This window comes from Larkinella fluvii (genome assembly GCF_051857545.1).
Classification (GTDB): domain Bacteria; phylum Bacteroidota; class Bacteroidia; order Cytophagales; family Spirosomataceae; genus Larkinella.
This window is the reverse complement of the sequence record NZ_JBPZHB010000003.1, coordinates 247,545-268,927: the sequence shown is the minus strand read 5'-3', so window position 1 is coordinate 268,927 and position 21,383 is coordinate 247,545. Positions and strand designations below refer to the sequence as shown.

Here is a 21,383-nt window from a genome sequence, read left to right as displayed (position 1 = left end):
ATTAAATGTAAGCGATGCAGTCCATTTCGACCAGCGAGTCGCCGGGAACACCGCCGTAAACGGCTACCGTCGTGCGCACCGGCGGCTTGCTGCCAAACCGGCCTTTGTAGACTTCGTTCATGGCTTTGTAGTCGTTCAGATCGTGCAGAAAAACCGTCACTTTCAGCACTTTCTCCATCGAAGAACCAGCTTTGATCAGTTCCTTTTCCAATTCCTTCAGCACCTCGTCCGTATGTACTTTGATGTCACCTTCCTTGTGGTATCCTTTGCCGGCCACGAAGACCAGATTTCCCATTTTGGTTGAACCGGAAAACAGTGGCACATCCTTTTCAGTTACCACGTTAAATACTTCCTTTTCGGGAGCGGCTTCGGCTTTAGCTGCGGTGGTAGCCACACCCAGGCCAGTGACACCGGCAATGGAAGCAAAGAGTCGTTTTAAGATGGATCGGCGTTGTGGTTTCATTAGAAAATTGAAGAATGGATAAATGAATACTAAAAAATTTAAGTAAATCAACCAATTTTTTACCTATCGTGCCAGTGTTTGACCCAAAATGTATCAGCAATTTTTAAAGCGATCCACACCCGTCACTGTTGATGATAATGTGGGCGTCCAGTTGTTCGTAGCGGGCGTTGATGGTGTTGCAAATTAAGTCCAGCTTTTCGAAGAGCGGTTCGTCTTCCAGCGAAGCCGTCAGGTAACACGATTTCATGATTTCTTCGTCAAACACGATGCGGATGCCGTACGCTTTTTCGAGGGTGGCAAACACTTCGGCAATGGGGGTTCGTCTAAAGCTAAAAGGCTGTTTCTGAACCGGTTTTTCCAGCAAAGCCGGTTCAGCGACCAGGCTCTTGACAATCCGGGTGTCGGTTGGTGTGAAGACGATCTGCTGGTTGGGCGTCAACACGATTCCACCCAGTTTATAATCCTCTTTCTGCTGGGTTACCGTAGCCTGGTTGCCGGCAAAAACGGATACTTTTCCGGTTTTAACCACCACTTTAACCTGCTTGTTATCTTCAAAAGTCTGCACGGTAAAACTGGTTCCCAGCACTTTCGTGACCAGTCCGTTGGCGTAGACATAAAACGGTTTGTTCGGGTCTTTATGAACCTGAAAAAAAGCCTCCCCAACGAGGTAAACCTCGCGGGTCGTTCCCGGAAACGGATCGGGATAACTCACCCGGCTTTTCGGTTTTAATACGAGGGTACTTCCATCCGGCAACTGAACCTGACGCGATGCGTTGGTCGCGTTGACGACTTCACGAAGCGGATTCGACACCTGCGCCACCAGTTCGTCGTAGGTAACGTTACCACTTTTCGGTTCCGTCGGGCGGATTCCATACTGCCAGAACAGGCCCAGCATCAGGATGATACTGGCCGCCATGCCATACCGCACCCACTCCGAGCGGTACCAGCGAACCGACGGTTTTTCGTGGCTATCGATGGCTTGACTCAGCCGCTGGATTTCGTTCTGTACTTCCCGGTCCGAAACCGTTGCCCGCTCGCCCGGAAACCGGGTATAGACGTCATTCAGGGTACTCAACAACTGGTAAGCCTTATCGACAAGCTCCTCTTTATCAGGATTTTGAACCAACCATTCTTTCCAAAAATCACGATCGGCAGGATCGTCCAGCAATTTCCAACGTTGAAAAGACGGATCAATAGCTAATTCTTCAGGCTCGAAATTCCGATAATCTTGCATACAAAACAGTAATACTTTGCTATTTGTATGTAAAGATGCAAGTGTGTACGGCCAATACTCCTTTTTTCGGAATAAAATTTCGAAGCGCATTTTCCCTCGTTTTCGTTTCGTCCAATCCGCGAATGCATGTACATTTGACGGTAGGCGTTGGGACGTGAGTGAAGTTTACGAACAAAATTGGATGGGAACACGGATCAGGCGGATGGAACGGATTTATACAGATTCAAATTAAAATCCGTTTTTAATCCGTTCCATCCGCCTGATCCGTGTTCCCATCCGTAATAACCATGAACAAAACCACAACCCTTTCTTCGCAAACCACCCAAACCGCCCTGAATCCGGCGCGGGTCGGGGCCATCGATATTCTGCGCGCGCTGACGATGGTGCTCATGATCTTCGTCAATGACCTCTGGTCGTTAACCGGCATTCCGGCCTGGCTCGAACACGTGCCGCCCGGCGCCGACGGCATCGGACTGGCCGACGTCGTTTTCCCGGCTTTTCTGTTTATTGTCGGCATGTCGCTCCCCTTCGCGATCGATAACCGGCGAAAAAAAGGCGACACTGATCTTCAACTCGTTGGGCACGTTCTGCTGCGGTCGGTGGCACTCTTGACGATGGGTGTTTTTCTGGTCAACGGCGAATCCATCAACGAAACCGCCACGGGCCTGCCCCGGCTTTTGTGGAATGTGTTGTGCTGCACGTCGTTCATTCTGGTCTGGAATACCTACCCGAAGACCATGCCTAACTGGCTCCGTACAGGTTTGAAAACCGCCGGTTTGCTGATCCTGCTGGTTTTAGCCGCCCTGTACCGGGGTGGTGATGCCGAAAAAATCACCCGTTTCGAACCGCACTGGTGGGGCATTCTGGGACTCATCGGCTGGTCGTATCTGGCGGCCGCGCTCGTCACGGTGTTTGCCCGAAACCGGCTTTTCGTACTCCTGGCAGCCTGGTGCGGTTTTGCACTGCTGAGTATGCTGTCGCTGGCAGATCGCTTGCCCAGCGCCATCGACTTCATCCCGGCGGCCATCCGGGGCGGCACGCTGGCGGGTCTGAGCATGGGCGGGGTGGTGATCGCGACCTTGTTTCAGTATTACCGCAAACAAGATGACAACCGGCGGATGACTCTTGTTTTTCTGGGAACGGCGGTTTTGCTAACCGGCCTGTCCGTCATCACCCGGCCCTACTGGGGCCTGTCGAAGCTGGATGCCACGCCTGCCTGGCTGTTTCTGTGCAGTGCGTTCACGATTCTGGCGTTCACGGCCATTTACTGGCTTGCCGACGTGAAAGGAAAAAGCCAGTGGTTCCGGTTTATCAAACCCGCCGGAACGGACACGCTGCTCTGCTACCTGATTCCGTATTTTGCCTACGCCACCACGGCTTTCCTGGGAATCCGCCTGCCGGACGTTTTGCTAACCGGCGGCATCGGCCTGCTGAAATCCTTCCTGTTTGCCCTGCTGTGTGTCTGGATTACCAAAATGCTGGGCAAAGCAGGCGTCCGGCTAAAACTCTAACTTCCAACCACCCAACCCAATGGGGTTTTTCGCAAAAAGGCCGTATATTACATTTCCCCGATCACTTTAGCGATTTACTGAAACATGCGGAGCCGTGCCGTTTGGATGGTGTGGTGGCTGGTATTCTGCCTGCCTGGAATCGCTATGGCCCAAAATCTGCTTCAGAACGGCAGTTTTGAAGAATACCGAGCCTGCCCCCGCCAAGATAATCTGTTGGGAGAAGCGGTTCCCTGGTACAATCCCAACGGGGCCACGCCTGATTTTTATCACCAGTGTTTCCCAACGGTTCAAATGGAATTGCCGCCCCGTTCCGGGCAGGGACTGGCCCGGCTTTTTCTGGATGTGAGCTGGGCCGAATACCTCGCGACGCCCCTGAAAAAACCGCTGGTTGCCGACGACTGTTATTTCTTCGAGATGTACGTCGCCACGCCAACGCCGAACAAATATTTAAACGGAACGATTGGTGCTTTCTTGTCTGAAAAACCGATCACTTCCCCGGAAAAAGGATTGCTTCCGGCGGATGCCCAAGTGATTGACAATGCCCTGACGACCAGCATTCCGCAGTTGCGCTGGGAACGGGTTTCGGGCTATGTCAAAGCCAAAGGCGGGGAGCAATATTTAACCATCGGGAGCTTTAAAAAACTGCCGGTTTTTCTGGGTTATTTCTACCTCTTCATCGACGACGTTTCGCTGTTGCCCATTGAAATGGACCTCGGAAAGGACACCACGCTTTGTGGCCGAAACAGCACACTGTTGCTGGATGCGACTACGCCCGGTGCCACCGAATACCGCTGGCACGATGGCAGCACCTCGCCCACGTTTCGGGTCACCAAACCGGGCAATTATTCCGTCACGGTCACCACACCCTGCAAAGTTCTGCGCGACACCATCCGGGTGGATTACGCCCTCGATTTCGACCTCGGCCGCGACACGACGCTGTGTGTGGGACAAACCCTAACGCTCAAAACGCCCCCCGGTATTCCGCCAACATTCCGCTGGCAGGACGGTTCTGCCACGCCAACCTACGTTGTCAGGCAGGGCGGTTTATACACCTTGCGGGTCGAGCAGGCGAGTTGCATAGCGACCGACAGCATTCAGGTTCGGTTTGTGCCACCGCCCCGGCTGAATCTGGGGCCGGATCAAAACCTGTGCGGGGCAGAAGTATTTACGATCCGGCCCGACTTTGCCGAGGGGAAATTTAGCTGGCAGGATCAATCCGAAGCGGTTATCAGAACCGTGGGGCAGTCCGGTTTTTTTCAGGCATCGGTGAGCAACGATTGCGCCACCGTTCGCGATACCGTTCGCATTTCGTATGAAGATTGCGGTTGCGTGTTGTATACACCGGATATTTTTACGCCCAACGCCGACGGACAAAACGATGTCTTTCAACCCTTTGGCTGCGGAGACATTACCATTATGTCACTGTCGATTTTCAACCGCTGGGGCGAACTGGTTTTCCAGACCGCCGAGCCGCCGTTCGCCTGGAACGGGATGTATCAGGGAAAAACCGCGCCCGTTGGCGTGTATGGCTGGCAGATTCGCTACCAGCTTCAGCAGGGCACCGGCGTACTGGCCGAACAAAAACGGGGCGCACTCAGTCTGACCCGATAGTGCGCCCCGCCTTCCATGAATACCAAAAACCGTCAGCCTTTTTTCGCGGCCGCTGCGGCTTCTTCAGCCTCGGCCAGTTTAACGGCTTCGTAGAGATTCACGATGGCGCCGGTTTTCGATAAATCGGTAAAATTGACCAGATCCGTAGACTCGGGACGAAGCACCTGCCGGTTTTGCACAACAGCCGATTTTTCGATAATCCGCTTCAGATCGCTGTACGTCAGTTTCGGAAAATACGATTTCAGGACGGCGGCAATACCGCTTACGACTGGAGCCGCCATGCTCGTACCACTCAGGTTATCATATCCGTTGCGGGGCGTTGTCGAATAAATGGCCATGCCCGGCGCAAACACATCGACGGTTTTCCGGCCATAATTGGAAAACGGTGCGACCAGACTTTCATTGTTTTTGGACGTAATAGCCCCCACCGTAATCAGGTTCGGAATCGCCGAACCATCCATAAACCGGTCTGATGGAAAACTGGCGGTCGTATCCAGCAACTTGTTGTCATTCCCGGCTGCGTGAATCAGCAGAACGCCTTTGGAAAGCGCGTACCGCATGGCGTCGTCGACGGTTTTGCGTTGGGGTGACACGTCTTTCCCGAAGCTCATGTTGATGATCTGGGCACCGTTATTGACCGCATACCGGATCGCATTGGCTACATCCTTATCCCGTTCGTCGCCATCGGGAACGGCCCGAACGGCCATGATCTGCACCTGATCCGCCACGCCCTGTACCCCCAGGTTGTTGGTGCGGTCGGCGCCAATGATGCCGGCGACGTGCGTGCCATGCAGCGCGTCGGGGCCGGTAATGTCGGGATTGCCGTAGGCGGTTTCGGTTAGATCGTCAGGTTTATCGCCCACAATCGAGCGGCTGTCGAAGTCGGGGTTGTAGGCGTATTCCGCTTTGCCTTTCAGGTCTTCCAGTCCTCTGGTCAGTTCGGCCTGAATATCTTCGGCCTGCCCGAATCCCTGCGCACTGGTCATTTCATAGAGAGCGGCAGCCGCTTTCTTCACAAAATCATTGTCGGTGGCCGGATTGCGCAGCGTCGCGGTGTCCAGTTTGGAGACGTTCAGGGCTTTTTTCAGCCCATCAATGATCGTCACCAGTTGGGTACTGAACGTGCTGTAAGAATCGTATTGCTCCTTATACTCAGCGCGTTTCTTCTCCATCTCCGTTTTATATTTCACGAACTGGTCGAATTCCTTCTGTTGCGCCGGTTTCAGCGACGACCGGTTTTTGCCTTCATACAAAGGGCGCAGCCGGGCGTATTGCCGGGTCACTTCGGCGGTTTCGTACTGGACGTTCCGGCCGTCTTTTCCGCCGATAAAATTCCAGCCGTGGACGTCATCGACGTAGCCGTTTTTATCGTCGTCGATCCCGTTGCCGGGAATTTCCTTCGGATTGGTCCACAGAATTCGTTTTAAATCTTCGTGCGTGGAGTCGATTCCGCCATCGATCACGGCCACGACGACCGGCGTCGGTTTGCGGTGGCTGAGTAACTCGCGGTAGGTGCGGTCGGTGCTGATTCCCCAGACGCTGTCGGCTTTCGAATCGAGGTGAAACCATTGGGACGTTTGGGCCTGCCCACGGGCAAAACCAAACAGGATGAATGTATAGAGACTCAGGAGTCGGAATACAAACTTTTTGAACGACATAGAATAGTAGGTTAGCAGTTGTCTATTTCTGTTAACAACTGAAACAGAAACTGGTTCGCGCTGGTAGCAGTCTAGTATAACGAATCGAAGGCGAATTACGGTATATTTTACTGATTTCTGCCGGAAGCTGCGCCAATTTCACCCAAATCAGGGGATGGTATGGCCCATCAGGCAATAATTTGGTTATTTTGAACGTGTAGCTTTCTGCCCCGTTATTTCAGAAAACAAATTCCCGGTAAAAGTAAAAGCAGTAACCCGGCATACCAGTATTCCTTCAGTTCTTTCAGGGCCCGCCAGAGCAGGTTGGCAACCGCCCCCCGGCTGAGCGACATGACTTCGGCAATGGCCTCGTTGTCCAGATTTTCGTAAAACCGGAGGTAAATAATCTCCTGCTGACGCCGGGAAAGCTGAGGAATGAGTTGCTGAAGCTTCCGGACGTAATACTGGCTGGTTTCGTCTTCGATGATAGCGGTTTCGATGGGTAAATCGCCCACCACGGCGGCATCAAAATCCAGTTCTTCACTTTGTTCCAGCCACTTGTCTCCGGTTTTCCGCCGGAGAATTCTTCGCCGGATCGAAACCAGCAAATAGAGTTTAACCGAATCCGGTTCGCTGATGGTGTGCCGTTTGTCCCAGATTTCCAGAAAGAGGTCCTGAATGCAATCTTTGATGGCTTCGCGATCGCGGGAGAATTTGCTGCCGTAGCCATACAGCCGTTTGTAATACCGCTCGGCCAGTTCGCCCAATGCCACTTCATCCCCTTCCCTGAACTGATGCCACAGGGCCGCGTCGGTTGGCGATTCAGAAGGACGGTTTTGGGAGGATGAGCGAAACATACAGCATGGTACGACTAATTTCTGGTGGTAGCAACCGGCAAACTAAAACCGTATTCCACCAGGAGCCGCCGGTAAAAGAGGTTGCCAACCGGTTTTTACCCGCTCCCGGGGCGTTCTTCCGACTACAAAAGTCGGGTTGCTTCCAGCATTTATAAAAAAATAAAATGATTTTTTTGATTATTTCCGGCACCATGTTGATTCTCCTTCTCTGAACCGCCTTTTTAACGTTCCGCCTTTTTCATGAAGCTCTACCAGCAGGTTGACGATTTTTTGAACGACGCCACCTTCCACGCCTGGATCGACGGCGACCCGGACGCGACGGCCTTCTGGACGGCCTGGCGCAGCCAGCACCCGGAACAACGGGCGGTTTTGAATCAGGCCAAAGCACTGGTATACGCCCTGAAACAACAACCGGTGGATTTGTCAGACGACGAAGTCCGCCAGGAAGTGCAACACCTGGTGGGGCAGTTCCGTCAACGGAAACAGGCCGAGCGGACAAACGACGACGAATCCCGATCTGAACCCATTGTTTGGTGGGGGCAAAACCGGCGAACCTGGCTGAGTCTGGCCGCTTCGGTTCTCGTGATCATCGGATTGGGCTTGCTGCTGCTGCCGAAACTCCCTTCACCGACCCATCAGACGGCCTACCGCCCGCCTTTGAGCGCTGGTTCGACGGTGCTTTCAGAGAAAGTGAATGCGACCAACGAACCGCTGACGCTGGTGCTAAGCGACGGGTCGGCCATTACGCTGGAGAAAAACAGCCGCATCCGTTATCCGAAGACGTTTACCGGTTCGTTTCGGGAAGTGTATTTGTCGGGCGAAGCATTTTTTGAAATTGCCCGGAATCCCGAAAAACCGTTCCTGATCTACGCCAACGAAACCGTCACCAAAGTGCTGGGCACCAGCTTTCGCATTCGGGCTTTCGATCACGAACCGGAAGTGGCCGTGGCCGTCCGAACCGGAAAAGTCTCGGTTTTCGCTGAAAAAACGTTCCGGAAAACGAAGACTCAAACCCGCAACGGCGTTCTCCTGATTCGAAATCAGGAAGTGGTCTTTAACCGAAAAACCGAACAGTTGCAACGCGGACTGGTCGCAAAACCGGAGCTAGTGGCCGTGGCTACCCACGTTCAGGAGCTGGATTTCGAAGACGTTCCGGTGACGCAGGTGCTGGCCAAACTGGAAAAAGCCTACGGCGTCGCTATCGATTACAAGGCGGATCTGCTGGAAAAATGCCCGATTACCGCTCAGTTTTCGGATGAAACGCTGTCCGTAAAACTCGGTTTTATTTGCCAGGCCATTGGAGCGACCTACGAGGTTGTGGAGGGTCGGGTGATTATTCACAGCCAGGGTTGCACGCCCTGACGGTTTCCAAACGCTTTTCGTGATTTGTATCTTTTCAAAACCACCTGCCTTGCCTATGCCTGACTAAAAACTCTACTTCCCCTCACCGCCTTCGCGAAAACGTCGCTGGGTTGGCGTGTCCGACTGCCTGACCGGTAATGGTTCCAACAGCATCGTTCCGACACCCGACCGCGCCCCCCAGCCCGTTCCACCCATTTCCTCATCGGATTGCAAGACGCCCAAAAGGGCGTCGATGAGGTATTTTTTGTCCATTTCGAACTGAAACGACTCAAAAAACGACCCAATTTATGAAAAATCCAGACTGGATTTCACCCTCCTTTATCAAGCTTATGAAACTTTCCCTCCTCCAGGTGCTGCTTGCTGCCTGTGTGGTTAGCCTCTCCTTCGCCCGCGATAGCCGGGCCCAGGAAATGCTGAACAAGAAAGTAACCGTACAGGTGGTCGATAAGGATATTAAAACCACCCTGAAGTCCATTGGCAAAGCGGCTCAGGTACGGTTTCTGTACAGCTCGCTGCTCATTCAGGCCGATCGGAAAGTAACGTTTACGGCGGTCGATGAACGGCTGGAAACCATCCTCGATCAGCTCCTGACACCGTTGAAGATTACCTATAAAGTGGAAGGCAAACAGATTCTGCTCACCGCCACGCCGGCCGGCGTGGCAAAACCGCTGTCCGACAACGACATGGCCCAAACCGCCCCGCTCGATCAGTCCGTGTCCGGCACTGTAACCGACGAAAAGGGTGAGGGCTTGCCGGGCGTCAACCTCATTCAGAAAGGCACCAGCCGGGGAACGACCACCGATAAAGACGGCAAGTTTACGTTTCAGGTATCCGACGGGAAGGCGGTTTTGGTCGTTAGCTCCATTGGCTATGTAACGCAGGAAATTCCGGTTACCAACCGGCAGGTTCTCACCATTCAGATGGTATCCGATACCAAGGCGCTGAGTGAAGTTGTCGTGGTGGGTTACGGAACCCAGTCGAAACGAAATGTAACCGGTTCGGTGGCAAAAGTAGACATGAAAGTTACCGAAAACCTGCCCAATACGAACGTCGCTCAGGCCCTGCGCGGGCGCGTCGCCGGGGTGCAGTTTATCGACAACGGACGGCCGGGGCAAGGCGGCAGCATCCTCGTTCGGGGGCGTCGTTCCATCACCGCCAGCAACGATCCGCTCATTATTCTGGACGGTATTTTTTTCAACGGCAGTCTGGCCGAAATCAATCCGAACGACATCGAGTCGATGGAAATTCTGAAAGACGCCAGTGCAGCCGCCATTTACGGTTCCAAAGCGGCCAACGGTGTTATTCTGATTACGTCCAAACGCGGCAAAAGCGACAAACCGACCATTCGGGTGAACAGCTATTATGGCGTAGCCGACTGGAGTAACCGCATCAAAATGCTGTCGCCGGAACGCTACCTCCAGAAAACACTGGATTACCGCGCACAAAGCGGACAGGAAGCCAATCCGGCCAACGTGGCCAGTTATCTCCAGAATACCGAAGCCGAGAATTACCGCAATGGCACCGTCACCGATCCCTGGGATGAAGTTTCGCAGAAAGCCGGGGTTCAGTCCTACGACCTGAGCATTGCCGGTCAGTCGGGCCGCACCAACTACCTGGTATCCGGGGCTTTTGTGAACGAACAGGGGCTGATTTACAAGGACATGGCGAAACGCGTTACGCTACGAACCAATCTGGAGACGAAGGTGGCCGACTGGCTGACGGTGGGTACCAATGCCACCTACGCCCGGCGGGATTTATCGGGCGTCGATGTGGCCCTCAACTGGGCGGCCCAGATCAGTCCTTTTGCCAAAATGTATTACGATGACGCCAAAACAGACCCGGTCCACTTTCCGCAGGATGTGCAACTGGTTCCGAATCCCCTTTTTAACTCCATCCGGCGTCAGAATGAAGAAGTTTACCACAACCTGTTTTCAAATTTCTACGCAAAAATTGAAGTTCCTTTCATCAAGGGACTTAGCTACCGCATCAATTACTCGCCAAATTATCGCTGGCAGCACAACTACACCTTCGAACCGGCGTACCAGCGTTTTGGCGAGAACATTCTGTCGAATGCCACGAAATACAATGTCGAAATTTTCGACTGGGTGCTGGAGAACATTGCCACGTACAGCCGCCAACTGGGCCGCGATCATGCCTTCGATGTGACGCTTTTGTATGGCCGCAACCACAGCCAGTCGGAATCGACAACCGCTACAGCGTCCAATTTCTTCAACGGTGCCAATGGCTGGAATAACCTGGGCATTGCCCAAACCCAGCAAACAACGACGGGAGCTTCGGCCATCGACGGTATATCGTCGATGCTGCGGCTGAACTACCATTTCAAAGACCGGTATCTGCTGACACTCACCGCCCGCCGGGATGGCAGTTCGGTGTTCGGTGCGCAGAACAAGTATGCGACCTTTCCATCGGCCGCCCTGGCCTGGATTGTTTCCGACGAGCCTTTTCTGAAGTCGATGCCCTTCATCGACCTGCTGAAGTTTCGCGTGTCGTACGGGTCGGTGGGCAACCAGGCGATTTCGCCTTACCAATCCCTGAGCCGTTCCGGGACGGTCCAGTATGTTTTCGGCGATGGCAGCGCAACGTATAACGGCACCTACCCATCGGGCATGGCCAACACCGATCTGAAGTGGGAAACCACCACCTCAGCCAACGTCGCGGTTGATTTTGAAATCCTGAAAGGACGGGTTGGCGGAACGCTCGAATACTACAACATGGACACCAAAAACCTGCTGCTGAACCGTTCATTGCCCTCCGCCACCGGTTTTCAGTCGGTCATCACCAACCTGGGAGCCACCAACAACCGGGGGTTCGAGCTGACGATCAATACCGCCAACCTTCAGCGGGGTCCTTTTGAATGGAGCAGCAACATCGTGTTTTCGACCAACCGAAACCGCATTGTTCACATCTACAGCCGCGATCTGAACCAGGATGGCCTGGAAGACAATGATTTGGGCAATAAGTGGTTCATTGGTCAGCCCGTGCAGGTTGCTTTCGATTACCTCATCGATGGCGTTTACCAGGAAGGCGATCAGCTCCCGACCGGTTATAAAGCTGGATTTTACCGCCTGAAAGACCTGAACGGCGATGGCAAAATCTCCACTGACGACCGCACGGTGGTGGGGCGGCTGGAACCCAAATACCGGTGGGGATTGACGAACACGTTCCGCTACAGCAACTTCACGCTGTCGGTTTTTCTGAATGCCATGCAGGGCTGGATCAAAAGTTACAACCAGATGATTCCGAGCAACAATTTTCCGGGGAGTGCGTCCAATTTCCCGGACAACGGCTGGTGGACGGCCGAAAACAAATCGAACACAATGGCATCGCTGGTGTATACCAATCCGTACGGACACGGGTATTACGTCAGCCGCGATTTTGTTCGGGTGCAGGATGTTTCGCTGGCGTATGAGTTGCCGAAAACGCTCCTGAATCGCTGGAAAGTCGGAACCATCCGGGCCTACGTCAGTGGTAAAAACCTGCTGACGTTCACGAAGTACCCCGGGTTTGACCCCGAAATCGGCTCCGAAGCCAGCGGTTATCCCATGCCCCGCACCCTGACGGGCGGTATTAACCTCAGTTTTTAACATTCCAGCCACCCTGAACGGATTTCAACCAATGAAACGCATCCTTTTTTTAGCTTCAAAACGGCATCTGACGCTCCTGGGAACGCTGCTGCTGGTTTTCTGGGCCAGTGCCTGCAAAGACAATGTACTCGACGAAACGCCCCGGGCCTTTTTGAATCCCGATGTAGTGCTGGTGGATAAAGCCGGTTTTGAAACCGCCATCATCGCCATTCACGCGGCCGCCCGGGACGAATTATTCGGAACCGACACCGAGAACCTGCACGCCATGAACATCGGCACGGATGCCTACATGCCGGGGGCCGTATCGACGCTGTTGCGTGATTACAACGTTTCGCTGACCCCGACGCTGGCGTCCGTCGATCTGTGGTGGGAATGGGCGTATCTCAAAATGCTACCGCGTGCCAACATCGTGGTCGATTATGCCGATAAACCGACCGCCAAATGGGCGAATGAGGCTGAAAAGAACGCCATTCTGGCCGAAGCACGGTTTTTTCGGGGCTACACCTACTCGATTCTGGCCAATCTGTACGGTGGTGTCCCGCTGGTGTCGCATGTCGAAACGGCACCCAAAACGGATTATACGCGGGCCAGTCGTCAGGAGGTGCTGGAGTTTGCCCGGCAGGATCTTGAGTTTGCCTCGCAATGGCTCCCCAAAAAACCGGCGGCTCCCGGTCGGATCGTGAAAGCCGCTGCCGACCATTTTCTGAGCGAAGTCTACCTGGCGCTGGGCAACAACGACAAAGCCATTGAAGCCGCTTCCGCCGTGATCAACGACGGTTCGTACAAGCTCATGACGCAGCGCTTTGGCAGCAAACTGGACAAACCCGGCGATGTTTTTTCGGATTTGTTTCGGGATAAAAACCAGAATCTGGCGGCCAATACCGAGACCATCTGGGCCATTCAGTTCGAATACCAGACACCCGGTGGCGTTGCCTACACCAATGCAACCAACGCGACCGCTTTCGGCGGAAACAGCAGCATGCGGGCCTGGGGAGCCGGGTATCACAACATCAAAGACCCGGAAGGCAAGTCGGGTATGGTCGTTTGCGATAGCCTGGGCCGTCCGGTGGGTTGGGTGATGGGAACGCCCTACGCCAGTTACGACGTCTGGAAAGAAGATTGGAACGACATGCGGAATTCGGCGTACAACATGCGTCGGACGTTCTATTACAACAATGCCACCTCCCGTTTTTTCGGACAGAAAGTTGATCCTGTGGCGGCCAAAATCGACACGCTGAATTCCGGCTGGTATTATCCGTATACCCGGAAACTCGAGGGTGATCCGCTGGCCGGAAATACCGCCGGGCGGACGTTCGTTGAGTTTTATAAAATCCGGCTGGCCGAAACCTACCTGCTCAGGGCCGAAGCCTACATCCGGAAAGGTGACCGGCAAAAAGCCGCCGACGACCTCAACGTGCTGCGCAGCCGGGCCAAAGCCAAACCGGTTACGGCCGACCGCGCCACGCTCGACTACATTCTGGACGAGCGCGTGCGGGAGTTGATCATGGAAGAGCCCCGCCGTCGAACGCTCATCCGCTTCGGTTTTCTGGCCAATTCGCCCCTATTGGTTGAGCGGGTGAAGAAGTACAATACCAAAACCGGCAGCAACATCGTCGAAAAACACGAACTATTCCCGATTCCGCAGAAATTCATCGATGCCAACCTCGATGCTAAAATCGAACAGAATCCGGGGTATTAATTAAAAAACCGTGCCCCGTCAGGGGCATAACAGCGTAGCGTCGGTAGCAGAAAAACGAATTTCAACGTCCCGCGTGCTGTGAGGTACGCGACAATATACCGCAAGAATGGGTCGCGTACCTCACGGCACGCAAGAGCCACAAATCGCCTGACCTACTACTACCGACGCTGCGCTGTTAAATCCCTGCGGGATGAATGGCTCACCTTTTTAATCCTTATATTCAACCATCATCGCGAACAATCAGCGAGATTGGTGTATGTACCCTTTTAAACGTTCAACCTGAATGACCCGAATTCTTTTCGCTATTTTCTCCCTGACCCTGATCAACTTGGGGCGGGCGCAAACGCCGGATTCGCTCCGGATCAGTTCGCCCAACGGCCTGCTCACCTGGTCGATTGGCCTGCGCGATATGCCGGAATCGCCCCAAAGTCCGGTTTACGAAATAACGTACCGGAACCAGCCCCTGATTCAGCCTTCGCGGCTGGGACTGGGCGGCAATCCCGCTGGTTCCCGGCCGTTGAACTGGGATAAGAACCTGCGGATCGTGTCGGCGACGAAACGAAGCCAGCAAGCAAACTGGAAACCGGTTTGGGGTGAACGCGCCGAGATTCCGGATCGCTACAACGAACTGGTTGTCAGCCTGCGCAACGGGCCGGGGTCGGGCGGAACGATGCAACTCATCGTCCGGGCGTACGACGAGGGCGTGGCTTTCCGGTATTTTTTCCCGGAAGACCTGCGCATGCAGATTCTGGATGTTGGGCAGGAAATGACCTTTTTCAACCTGCCGCCGAAAACGAAAGCCCTCTACACCGATCATGCGCAGGGGAGCTACGAAGAACGGAACGTAGAGAACTGGACGAAAGCCGCCCAAATGCCGCTCACCCTGAAACTCGACAACGGAACCTGGGCCTGCATCACACAAGCCGAGCAGAGCAGTTATCCGCTGGTGCGGCTCAAAACCGCCGGTCTGAACCAACTCGTCAGCCAACTGGCGGGCGAAATCACCGAAGCTTCGCCCTTTGCCAGTTCGTGGCGGGTGGTGATGGCAGCCGACCGCCCCGGCGATCTGCTGGAACACAACTACCTGATTCAGAACCTCAATCCGCCGAATGAAATCAAAGATGTGAGCTGGATCAAACCGGGAAAAGTAATGCGGGAAGTGACGCTGTCGACCACCGGGGCCAAAAATCTGGTCGATTTTGCGGTGGAGCAAAACATCGACTACCTCCATTTCGACGCGGGCTGGTACGGTCACGAATACGAAATTGCGTCGGACGCCACCAGGGTGTCGGTCGATCCGCGCCGGAATCCGAAAGGCGATCTGGATTTGCCCGAAGCCATTCGGTATGCCAAATCGAAGGGGAAGAAAGTCATTTTGTACGTCAACCACCGCGCCCTCGAACGGCAACTGGATACGCTGCTGCCGCTCTACCAACGCTGGGGCGTTGCCGGCATCAAATACGGTTTTGTGCATACGGGATCGCACCACTGGACGGTCTGGCTTCACGACGCCATCCGCAAAGCCGCCAAACACCAACTGGTTCTGGACATCCACGATGAATATAGCCCGACCGGTTTCAGCCGGACGTATCCAAACCTCTTGACGCAGGAAGGCGTGCGGGGCAACGAAGAATGGCCCAATGCGACCCACAACACGGTTTTGCCCTTCACGCGGTACATTGCCGGAGCCGCCGATTATACGTTCTGCTTCAACCAGCCGCGGTTGACCAACACCAAAGGCCACCAACTGGCGTTGCCGGTGATTTATTTCAGTCCGCTTCAGTATCTGTACTGGTACGGCAAACCGGCCGATTTCCCGGATCGGCAGGAAATTGAATTCTGGAAAGACCTCCCGACGGTTTGGGATGAAACGAAAGTGCTGGATGGAACGCCCGGACAGTATGTGTCGGTGGCCCGGCGGAAAGGAAATGACTGGTTTCTGGGCACCATTACCAGCACCGAAGCCCGGAAAATCGACCTGTCGCTGGCCTTTCTGGAACCGGGGAAACGGTATTCGCTCTCGGTGTATGAGGACGATGGAACCGGAAAGATCCGGAAGCAAACCCGCACCGTCACGTCGAAAGACCGCCTGACTGCCAATCTGTTACCCTCCGGCGGACAGGCGGTGGTCTTGAAAAGAAACTAACGGAATGGGCTTAAAAAAACGGGAAATCCAGACAGGACGGTTTTATTCATCATGGCTTGTATCAAAATAAATAAAGGACATGATGCGGTTCTGATTTATTCTTGTTACCTTTGGTGAAATTTTAAAATACAATACAATATAATGCAAACAGGAACTGTTAAATTTTTTAATGAACTCAAAGGTTTTGGGTTTATTACCCCTTCGGATTCAGACAAAGACATCTTTGTTCACGTATCAGGTTTGATTGACGAAGTTCGCGAGAACGACAAAGTTCAATTTGAAGTTGAGCAAGGTAAAAAAGGTTTGAATGCCGTTAACGTAGAGGTTATTTAATCGAAAGATATAATAATTTGAAACGCTTGAAAAACATGCTTCCCGGCATGTTTTTTTTTGTTTTATGCCTTCCCATTTTACTTCGAAATTCGGTGTTCGGTGTTCACTATTCGATATTCATTTCAACTTAATATCGAATAGTGAATAACGAACACCGAATTTCGAAGTTAGTACCGAATAACGAAGTGGAAGAGGTTAGAAAACGCCCTCAAATCCCTTTCCCGGTTGCATCCTCATTTATGCTCCCATGCGACCGGTTTTCCTCTTTCTTTTCCTTCTGTTGTTCATTCCGCTTGCCCAGGCCCAGCACTGGTATAAAGGCAACCTCCACACGCACTCGCTCTGGAGCGACGGCGACGATTATCCCGAAATGATCATGGACTGGTACAAGGCCAACGGCTACCAGTTCATCGGTTTGTCGGATCACAACACATTTCAGGAAGGCGAAAAATGGATCAAAGTGCCGCGCGCTCCCGACCGTCGGCGCACCTTCGAACGGTATTTGCGCACCTTCGGCCCCGATTGGGTGAAATACCAGACCGGCCCGAATGATTCCCTGAAAGTGCGGCTGAAGAACCTCAGCGAATACCGCAGCTATTTTGAAGAACCGGAGAAGTTCCTGATTCTCAAGAGCGAAGAAGTCTCAACGGGGTACCAGGGCAAGCCCATTCACATCAACATGACCAACCTCCAGAACCTGCTGAAACCGCTGCCGGGCAACAGCGTAGCCGAGGTCATGCAGAACAACATCGACGCGGTGGTAGCGCAACGGCGGCAAACGGGCCAGCCCATGTTTCCCCACATCAACCACCCCAATTTTCATTACGCCATTACGGCCAACGACCTGATGCAACTCCGGCACGAGCGGTTTTTCGAGGTCTTCAACGGCCACCCGCAGGTACATAACTACGGGGACAGCACCCGCGAAGGCACTGAGGCCATGTGGGATAAAATCAACCTGACGTTTCTGCGGCAGGGCCGCCCGCTGATGCTCGGCCTGGCCACCGACGACAGTCATAATTATAATTTCTTCGGACCCACCTACAGCAATTCGGGTCGGGGCTGGGTGATGGTGAACGCGCCCGAGCTAAAACCCAACACGATTGTGGAAGCGCTGGAAGCGGGCCGGTTTTACGCGACCACGGGGGTCACCTTCGAAAGCCTGACGCAAACCGCTAAAACCGTGGCGTTTAAAATCAAAACCGAACCGGATGTCACCTACCGAATTCAATTTATCGGCATTCGGAAAGGGCAGGAAAAGGCGGAAATTCTGCGCGAGCTGGCGGGCACGGAAGCGAGTTATACGCTGACCGACGAGTTGCTGGTGCGGGCCAAAGTCATTTCGACCAAACCCAAATTCAATCCGTTTGAGCCGGGTGATGTCGAAACCGCCTGGACGCAGCCGATGGCTCCGTTGCAGACTCCGCAGCCACTCGCCAGCGTGGTGCCGCTGCCCAACGCCCACGCGCACAATGATTATGAGCAATCGCGCCCGCTTTGGGATGCGCTGGATCACGGTTTTACGAGTGTAGAAGCTGATGTGTATGCGCACCAGGACACGCTGTATGTCGCCCACAACCGCCCGGCTTTCTGGAACACGGATAAGTCACTCGAAAATCTGTACCTGCGCCCGCTGGCCGAGCGAATTCGCCAAAACGGCGGGAAAGTGTATGCCAACTACAGCGGCCCGGTTTACCTGATGATCGACTTCAAAACCGGGGCCGACAGCACCTACCGGGCTTTGGAGAAGGTGTTGCAACGCTATCGGTCGATTCTGACCACCTGCAAGGGAAACCGCTGCCAGCCGGGTGCTGTCACGGTTTTTATTTCCGGAAACCGCCCCATCGAAACCGTAAAAAGAGCCAAAGAGCGTTTGGTAGGCATCGACGGACGGCCCGCCGATCTGGGCAAGGGATTCAGTCGCGACCTGATGCCGGTGGTGAGCGATGCCTATGGCAACCAGCTTCAATGGCGCGGACAAGGGCCGATACCGGACGAGCAGTTTCAAAAACTCCGGCAACTGGTTCAGCGGGTTCACGCCGAGGGGAAGAAACTGCGGCTCTGGGCCTGTCCCGAAGATCCGGCGGTGTGGGCCAAACTCCGCGAAGCCGGTGCCGATTTTCTGAGCACCGATCAACTGGAACTGGCACGGGATTTTTTGTTGAAATAGACCTGAGAGCAAAGACAAGAGAGTATAATAGCCCTTTATCCATTCGACTCCTGAACCATGAGAAACCGGTTTCTAGCGACCCTTGCCTTGACTGGCCTAACGGGCTGGCTTTCAGCGCAACCCATCCGTTTGCACCCCGACAATCCGCATTATTTCAGCTACCAGGGCAAACCCACGGTGTTGATTACGTCGGGCGAACATTACGGAGCGGTTCTGAACCTGGATTTTGATTTCATTACGTATCTCAACACGCTTCAAAAAGACGGTTTGAACCTGACCCGCACCTTCACCGGAGCCTACCGCGAAGCCCCCGGCGACTTCGGGATCGAACACAACACGATGGCACCGGAAACGGGGCGGTTTGTTTGTCCGTGGCCCCGCAGCGAACAGGCTGGCTACGCGTTGGGTGGCAACAAGTTTGACCTTTCGCGTTGGGATGATACTTATTTCAACCGGTTGAAGGACTTTGTGGGAGCCGCCGAACAACGCGGCATTATTGTCGAACTGGCGCTCTTCTGTCCGTTTTACGAAGAGAAAATGTGGGTCATCAGCCCAAAGAATGCCGCTAACAACGTCAATTCGGTTGGAACGGTCGGGCGGAACGACGTCTACACACTCGACAAAAACGGCGGGTTGCTGGCCATTCAGGAAGCCATGGTGCGGAAAATCGTGACGGAGTTGAACGGTTTCAGCAATGTGCTGTTTGAAATCTGCAACGAACCGTATTTTGGCGGGGTACAACTAAACTGGCAGCACCACATCGCCGACCTCATTGTGGAAACCGAGACCAGTTTACCCAACAAACACCTCATTACGCAGAACATCGCCAATGGTTCGGCCAAAATCGAAAAGCCGCATTCGGCCGTGTCGGTTTTTAACTTTCACTACGCAACGCCACCCAAAGCGGTCCCGCTCAATTACGGGCTGAACAAAGTCCTGGGCGACAACGAAACCGGTTTTAAAGGCACTGCCGACTCCACCTACCGCAAAGAAGGCTGGGAGTTTTTGCTGGCCGGGGGCGGTCTCTACAACAACCTCGATTATTCGTTCACGTCCGTTCAACCCAACGGCACCTACACGCCGGGGCCGAAATCGCCCGGCGGGGGCAGTCCGGCGTTTCGGAAGCAACTGGGTGTACTGAAAGATTTTATGCAAGGGCTGGATTTCGTTCGGATGAAACCGGATACGGTTTTGCCAGGCGGTTCGTTACCGTCGCGGGTGCGGGTTCACGCCCTCAGCGAAACCGGGAAACAGTACGCCCTGTACATCTACAACGGCAACCATCCGAAACAGCCCGAACCGATGAGCCTGACGCTGAATCTGCCCGCCGGTCGCTATACGGTCACCTACGTTGAGCCGGAAACCGGCCGGAAGCAGAAGGAAAAACTTCGGCATTCCGGCGGTTTGGCAACGCTTAAAACCCCGGCTTTCGGGGCCGATCTGGCTTTGACCGTAAAGACCCGTTAATTCAGCAGAATTTTTTTGGCATACTTAAACTGATTCGTTCGCATCTGGACGATTTTCAGGACCGGCGTGGCCCGACCGGAGGGCGTAACGTGGAGTACATACCGGGTGGCACTGACCTTTTCAATTGTTCCCAGATTCGGAATTCCCTGCAAATCCACCACCGCAAACGCGGGGTCCGGTGCATTGGTTTTCACTTCGACCCGGCCCCGTTCCAGCGCCAGTACCTCAAAATAGAAGCCGTCAGCATCGTATGTCAGCCCCAGGATTTTCGAAAACGCAAACCGGCCGTCGCGGTCGACCTGCCGCAAGCGGTAATAATTCGTTCCCTTTTGCGGAGCTTCATCCGTAAAACCGTATACCTGCATCGATTCGGAGAACCCTTTGGAAACGACTCGCCCAATGGCTTCAAAGGATTGAGCGTCGGTGCTGCGTTCCACAGCGAAATAGGCACTGTTGGATTCAAAAGTAGTTTGCCAGCCCAGCAGCATCTGGTGTTCAACCCGCTTGCCGCTGAACGACGCCAGCCGCACGGGCATGGCCGCAGCATCGTCCCAATTGAAATTGGAAATGAAAATAAACTGTCGTTTCGGGTCGACCCAATCCGGTCCGGCACAGTATTGAATGGTCACTTCGGTCACCGGACTGCTGAACGCAATCGTGTTGACCGCATTGTTAACGTTACTGTTGATTCCCGTGATGGTATTGCCGCTGACGGTATTGGTTGCCGCCGATCCGATGGCCGGATTAACCGGCGTTCCTCCGTTGCTGCCCGAAACCGTCACCTCATCCTGATACTGACTGTCGCCATCGATCCGGTCAATATCGAGCAGGTTGAAATTCAGATTACTGACGGGCTGCGAAAAGGTAATTTTGACAGAAATACAATTGCCATTCGTGGGAAAGTTGGCATTTAGCTCCAGCCCGTTGGCGCTCGGGCGGGGATAATCGAGGTAAAAGGAACTCGTCAGGCCGGTTATATCGACCGTGGCATCGACCGGAATATTCCCGATGTTGGTATAGGTATTCGTCAACTCCCCGTCCGGATAGGTATTCCAGTTGAGGTCCTGCGCCCAACCCACCGACACTGATAGCCAAAAAATGGCCAGTCGTACAAACTGTCTCATGATGTTTAATGTTTATTTGTGTGTACATGCGAATTAACAATAATTCGGATCAAACACAAGCAAAAGTCAAATGCAGTAGGAGAAAAAGACAAAAATGGCGTCTGAGAAGATTCCACAGGGATTCTTTGCGTAAACAACAAAGAGCGGTTTTACCCGAATCAGTA

General features: G+C 53.8%; 15 protein-coding genes. 9 read left to right on the top strand and 6 right to left on the bottom strand.

From position 1 onward, the window contains the following. Position 1: 1 nt before the first annotated feature. Positions 2-463, bottom strand: coding sequence for a RidA family protein (locus ACS5NO_RS08530; protein WP_439414745.1), 462 nt, complete (start codon positions 461-463; stop codon positions 2-4). A gap of 103 nt (positions 464-566) precedes the next feature. After that, a complete protein-coding gene (locus ACS5NO_RS08525) occupies positions 567-1,697 on the bottom strand; it encodes a FecR family protein (RefSeq protein ID WP_439414744.1) in 1,131 nt (376 codons plus the stop codon). Positions 1,698-1,984: 287 nt separating this feature from the next. On the opposite strand from ACS5NO_RS08525, the gene ACS5NO_RS08520 reads away from it, so the two are divergent. Both ACS5NO_RS08520 and ACS5NO_RS08515 read left to right on the top strand, forming a co-directional pair. Further along, on the top strand, positions 1,985-3,208 hold the full coding sequence (locus ACS5NO_RS08520; RefSeq protein ID WP_439414743.1) for a DUF5009 domain-containing protein: 1,224 nt from the start codon (positions 1,985-1,987) through the stop codon (positions 3,206-3,208). Between the two features lie 84 nt (positions 3,209-3,292). Then, complete coding sequence (locus ACS5NO_RS08515) at positions 3,293-4,819, top strand: T9SS type B sorting domain-containing protein (protein WP_439414742.1); 1,527 nt, start codon at positions 3,293-3,295, stop codon at positions 4,817-4,819. 32 nt (positions 4,820-4,851) lie between these two features. Here the strand turns inward: ACS5NO_RS08515 and ACS5NO_RS08510 are convergent, their stop codons facing one another. Together ACS5NO_RS08510 and ACS5NO_RS08505 are read right to left on the bottom strand one after the other, a co-directional pair. Next, on the bottom strand, positions 4,852-6,477 hold the full coding sequence (locus ACS5NO_RS08510; protein WP_439414741.1) for a S8 family peptidase: 1,626 nt from the start codon (positions 6,475-6,477) through the stop codon (positions 4,852-4,854). Positions 6,478-6,689: 212 nt separating this feature from the next. Further along, entirely contained in the window at positions 6,690-7,313 is a 624-nt protein-coding gene (locus tag ACS5NO_RS08505; RefSeq protein WP_439414740.1) for an RNA polymerase sigma factor, read from the bottom strand. Positions 7,314-7,553: 240 nt separating this feature from the next. On the opposite strand from ACS5NO_RS08505, the gene ACS5NO_RS08500 reads away from it, so the two are divergent. Next, a complete protein-coding gene (locus ACS5NO_RS08500; RefSeq protein ID WP_439414739.1) occupies positions 7,554-8,675 on the top strand; it encodes a FecR family protein in 1,122 nt (373 codons plus the stop codon). Between the two features lie 72 nt (positions 8,676-8,747). Here the strand turns inward: ACS5NO_RS08500 and ACS5NO_RS08495 are convergent, their stop codons facing one another. Beyond that, positions 8,748-8,927, bottom strand: coding sequence for a hypothetical protein (locus ACS5NO_RS08495; protein ID WP_421828825.1), 180 nt, complete (start codon positions 8,925-8,927; stop codon positions 8,748-8,750). 77 nt (positions 8,928-9,004) lie between these two features. Here ACS5NO_RS08495 and ACS5NO_RS08490 point away from each other — a divergent pair, with 77 nt between their 5' ends. From ACS5NO_RS08490 to ACS5NO_RS08465, 6 genes are all read left to right on the top strand, one after another. Continuing rightward, positions 9,005-12,280, top strand: a complete 3,276-nt coding sequence (locus ACS5NO_RS08490; protein WP_439414738.1) for a TonB-dependent receptor — start codon at positions 9,005-9,007, stop codon at positions 12,278-12,280. 31 nt (positions 12,281-12,311) lie between these two features. Further along, the gene (locus ACS5NO_RS08485; protein WP_439414737.1) at positions 12,312-13,979 is read left to right on the top strand and encodes a RagB/SusD family nutrient uptake outer membrane protein; all 1,668 of its coding nucleotides are present in this window, start codon (positions 12,312-12,314) and stop codon (positions 13,977-13,979) included. Between the two features lie 283 nt (positions 13,980-14,262). Next, a complete protein-coding gene (locus ACS5NO_RS08480; RefSeq protein ID WP_439414736.1) occupies positions 14,263-16,125 on the top strand; it encodes a glycoside hydrolase family 97 protein in 1,863 nt (620 codons plus the stop codon). 141 nt (positions 16,126-16,266) lie between these two features. Continuing rightward, positions 16,267-16,458 carry a cold-shock protein gene (locus ACS5NO_RS08475; RefSeq protein WP_114409215.1) on the top strand — a complete coding sequence of 64 codons (192 nt, stop codon included), beginning with the start codon at positions 16,267-16,269 and terminating at the stop codon, positions 16,456-16,458. 247 nt (positions 16,459-16,705) lie between these two features. Continuing rightward, positions 16,706-18,628, top strand: coding sequence for a histidinol-phosphatase (locus tag ACS5NO_RS08470; protein ID WP_439414735.1), 1,923 nt, complete (start codon positions 16,706-16,708; stop codon positions 18,626-18,628). A 57-nt stretch (positions 18,629-18,685) separates the two neighbouring features. Continuing rightward, on the top strand, positions 18,686-20,095 hold the full coding sequence (locus ACS5NO_RS08465) for a cellulase family glycosylhydrolase (RefSeq protein WP_439414734.1): 1,410 nt from the start codon (positions 18,686-18,688) through the stop codon (positions 20,093-20,095). On the opposite strand, the gene ACS5NO_RS08460 is transcribed toward ACS5NO_RS08465, so the two are convergent. Continuing rightward, entirely contained in the window at positions 20,092-21,219 is a 1,128-nt protein-coding gene (locus ACS5NO_RS08460; RefSeq protein WP_439414733.1) for a hypothetical protein, read from the bottom strand. The genes ACS5NO_RS08465 and ACS5NO_RS08460 overlap by 4 nt on opposite strands. Positions 21,220-21,383 lie beyond the last annotated feature (164 nt).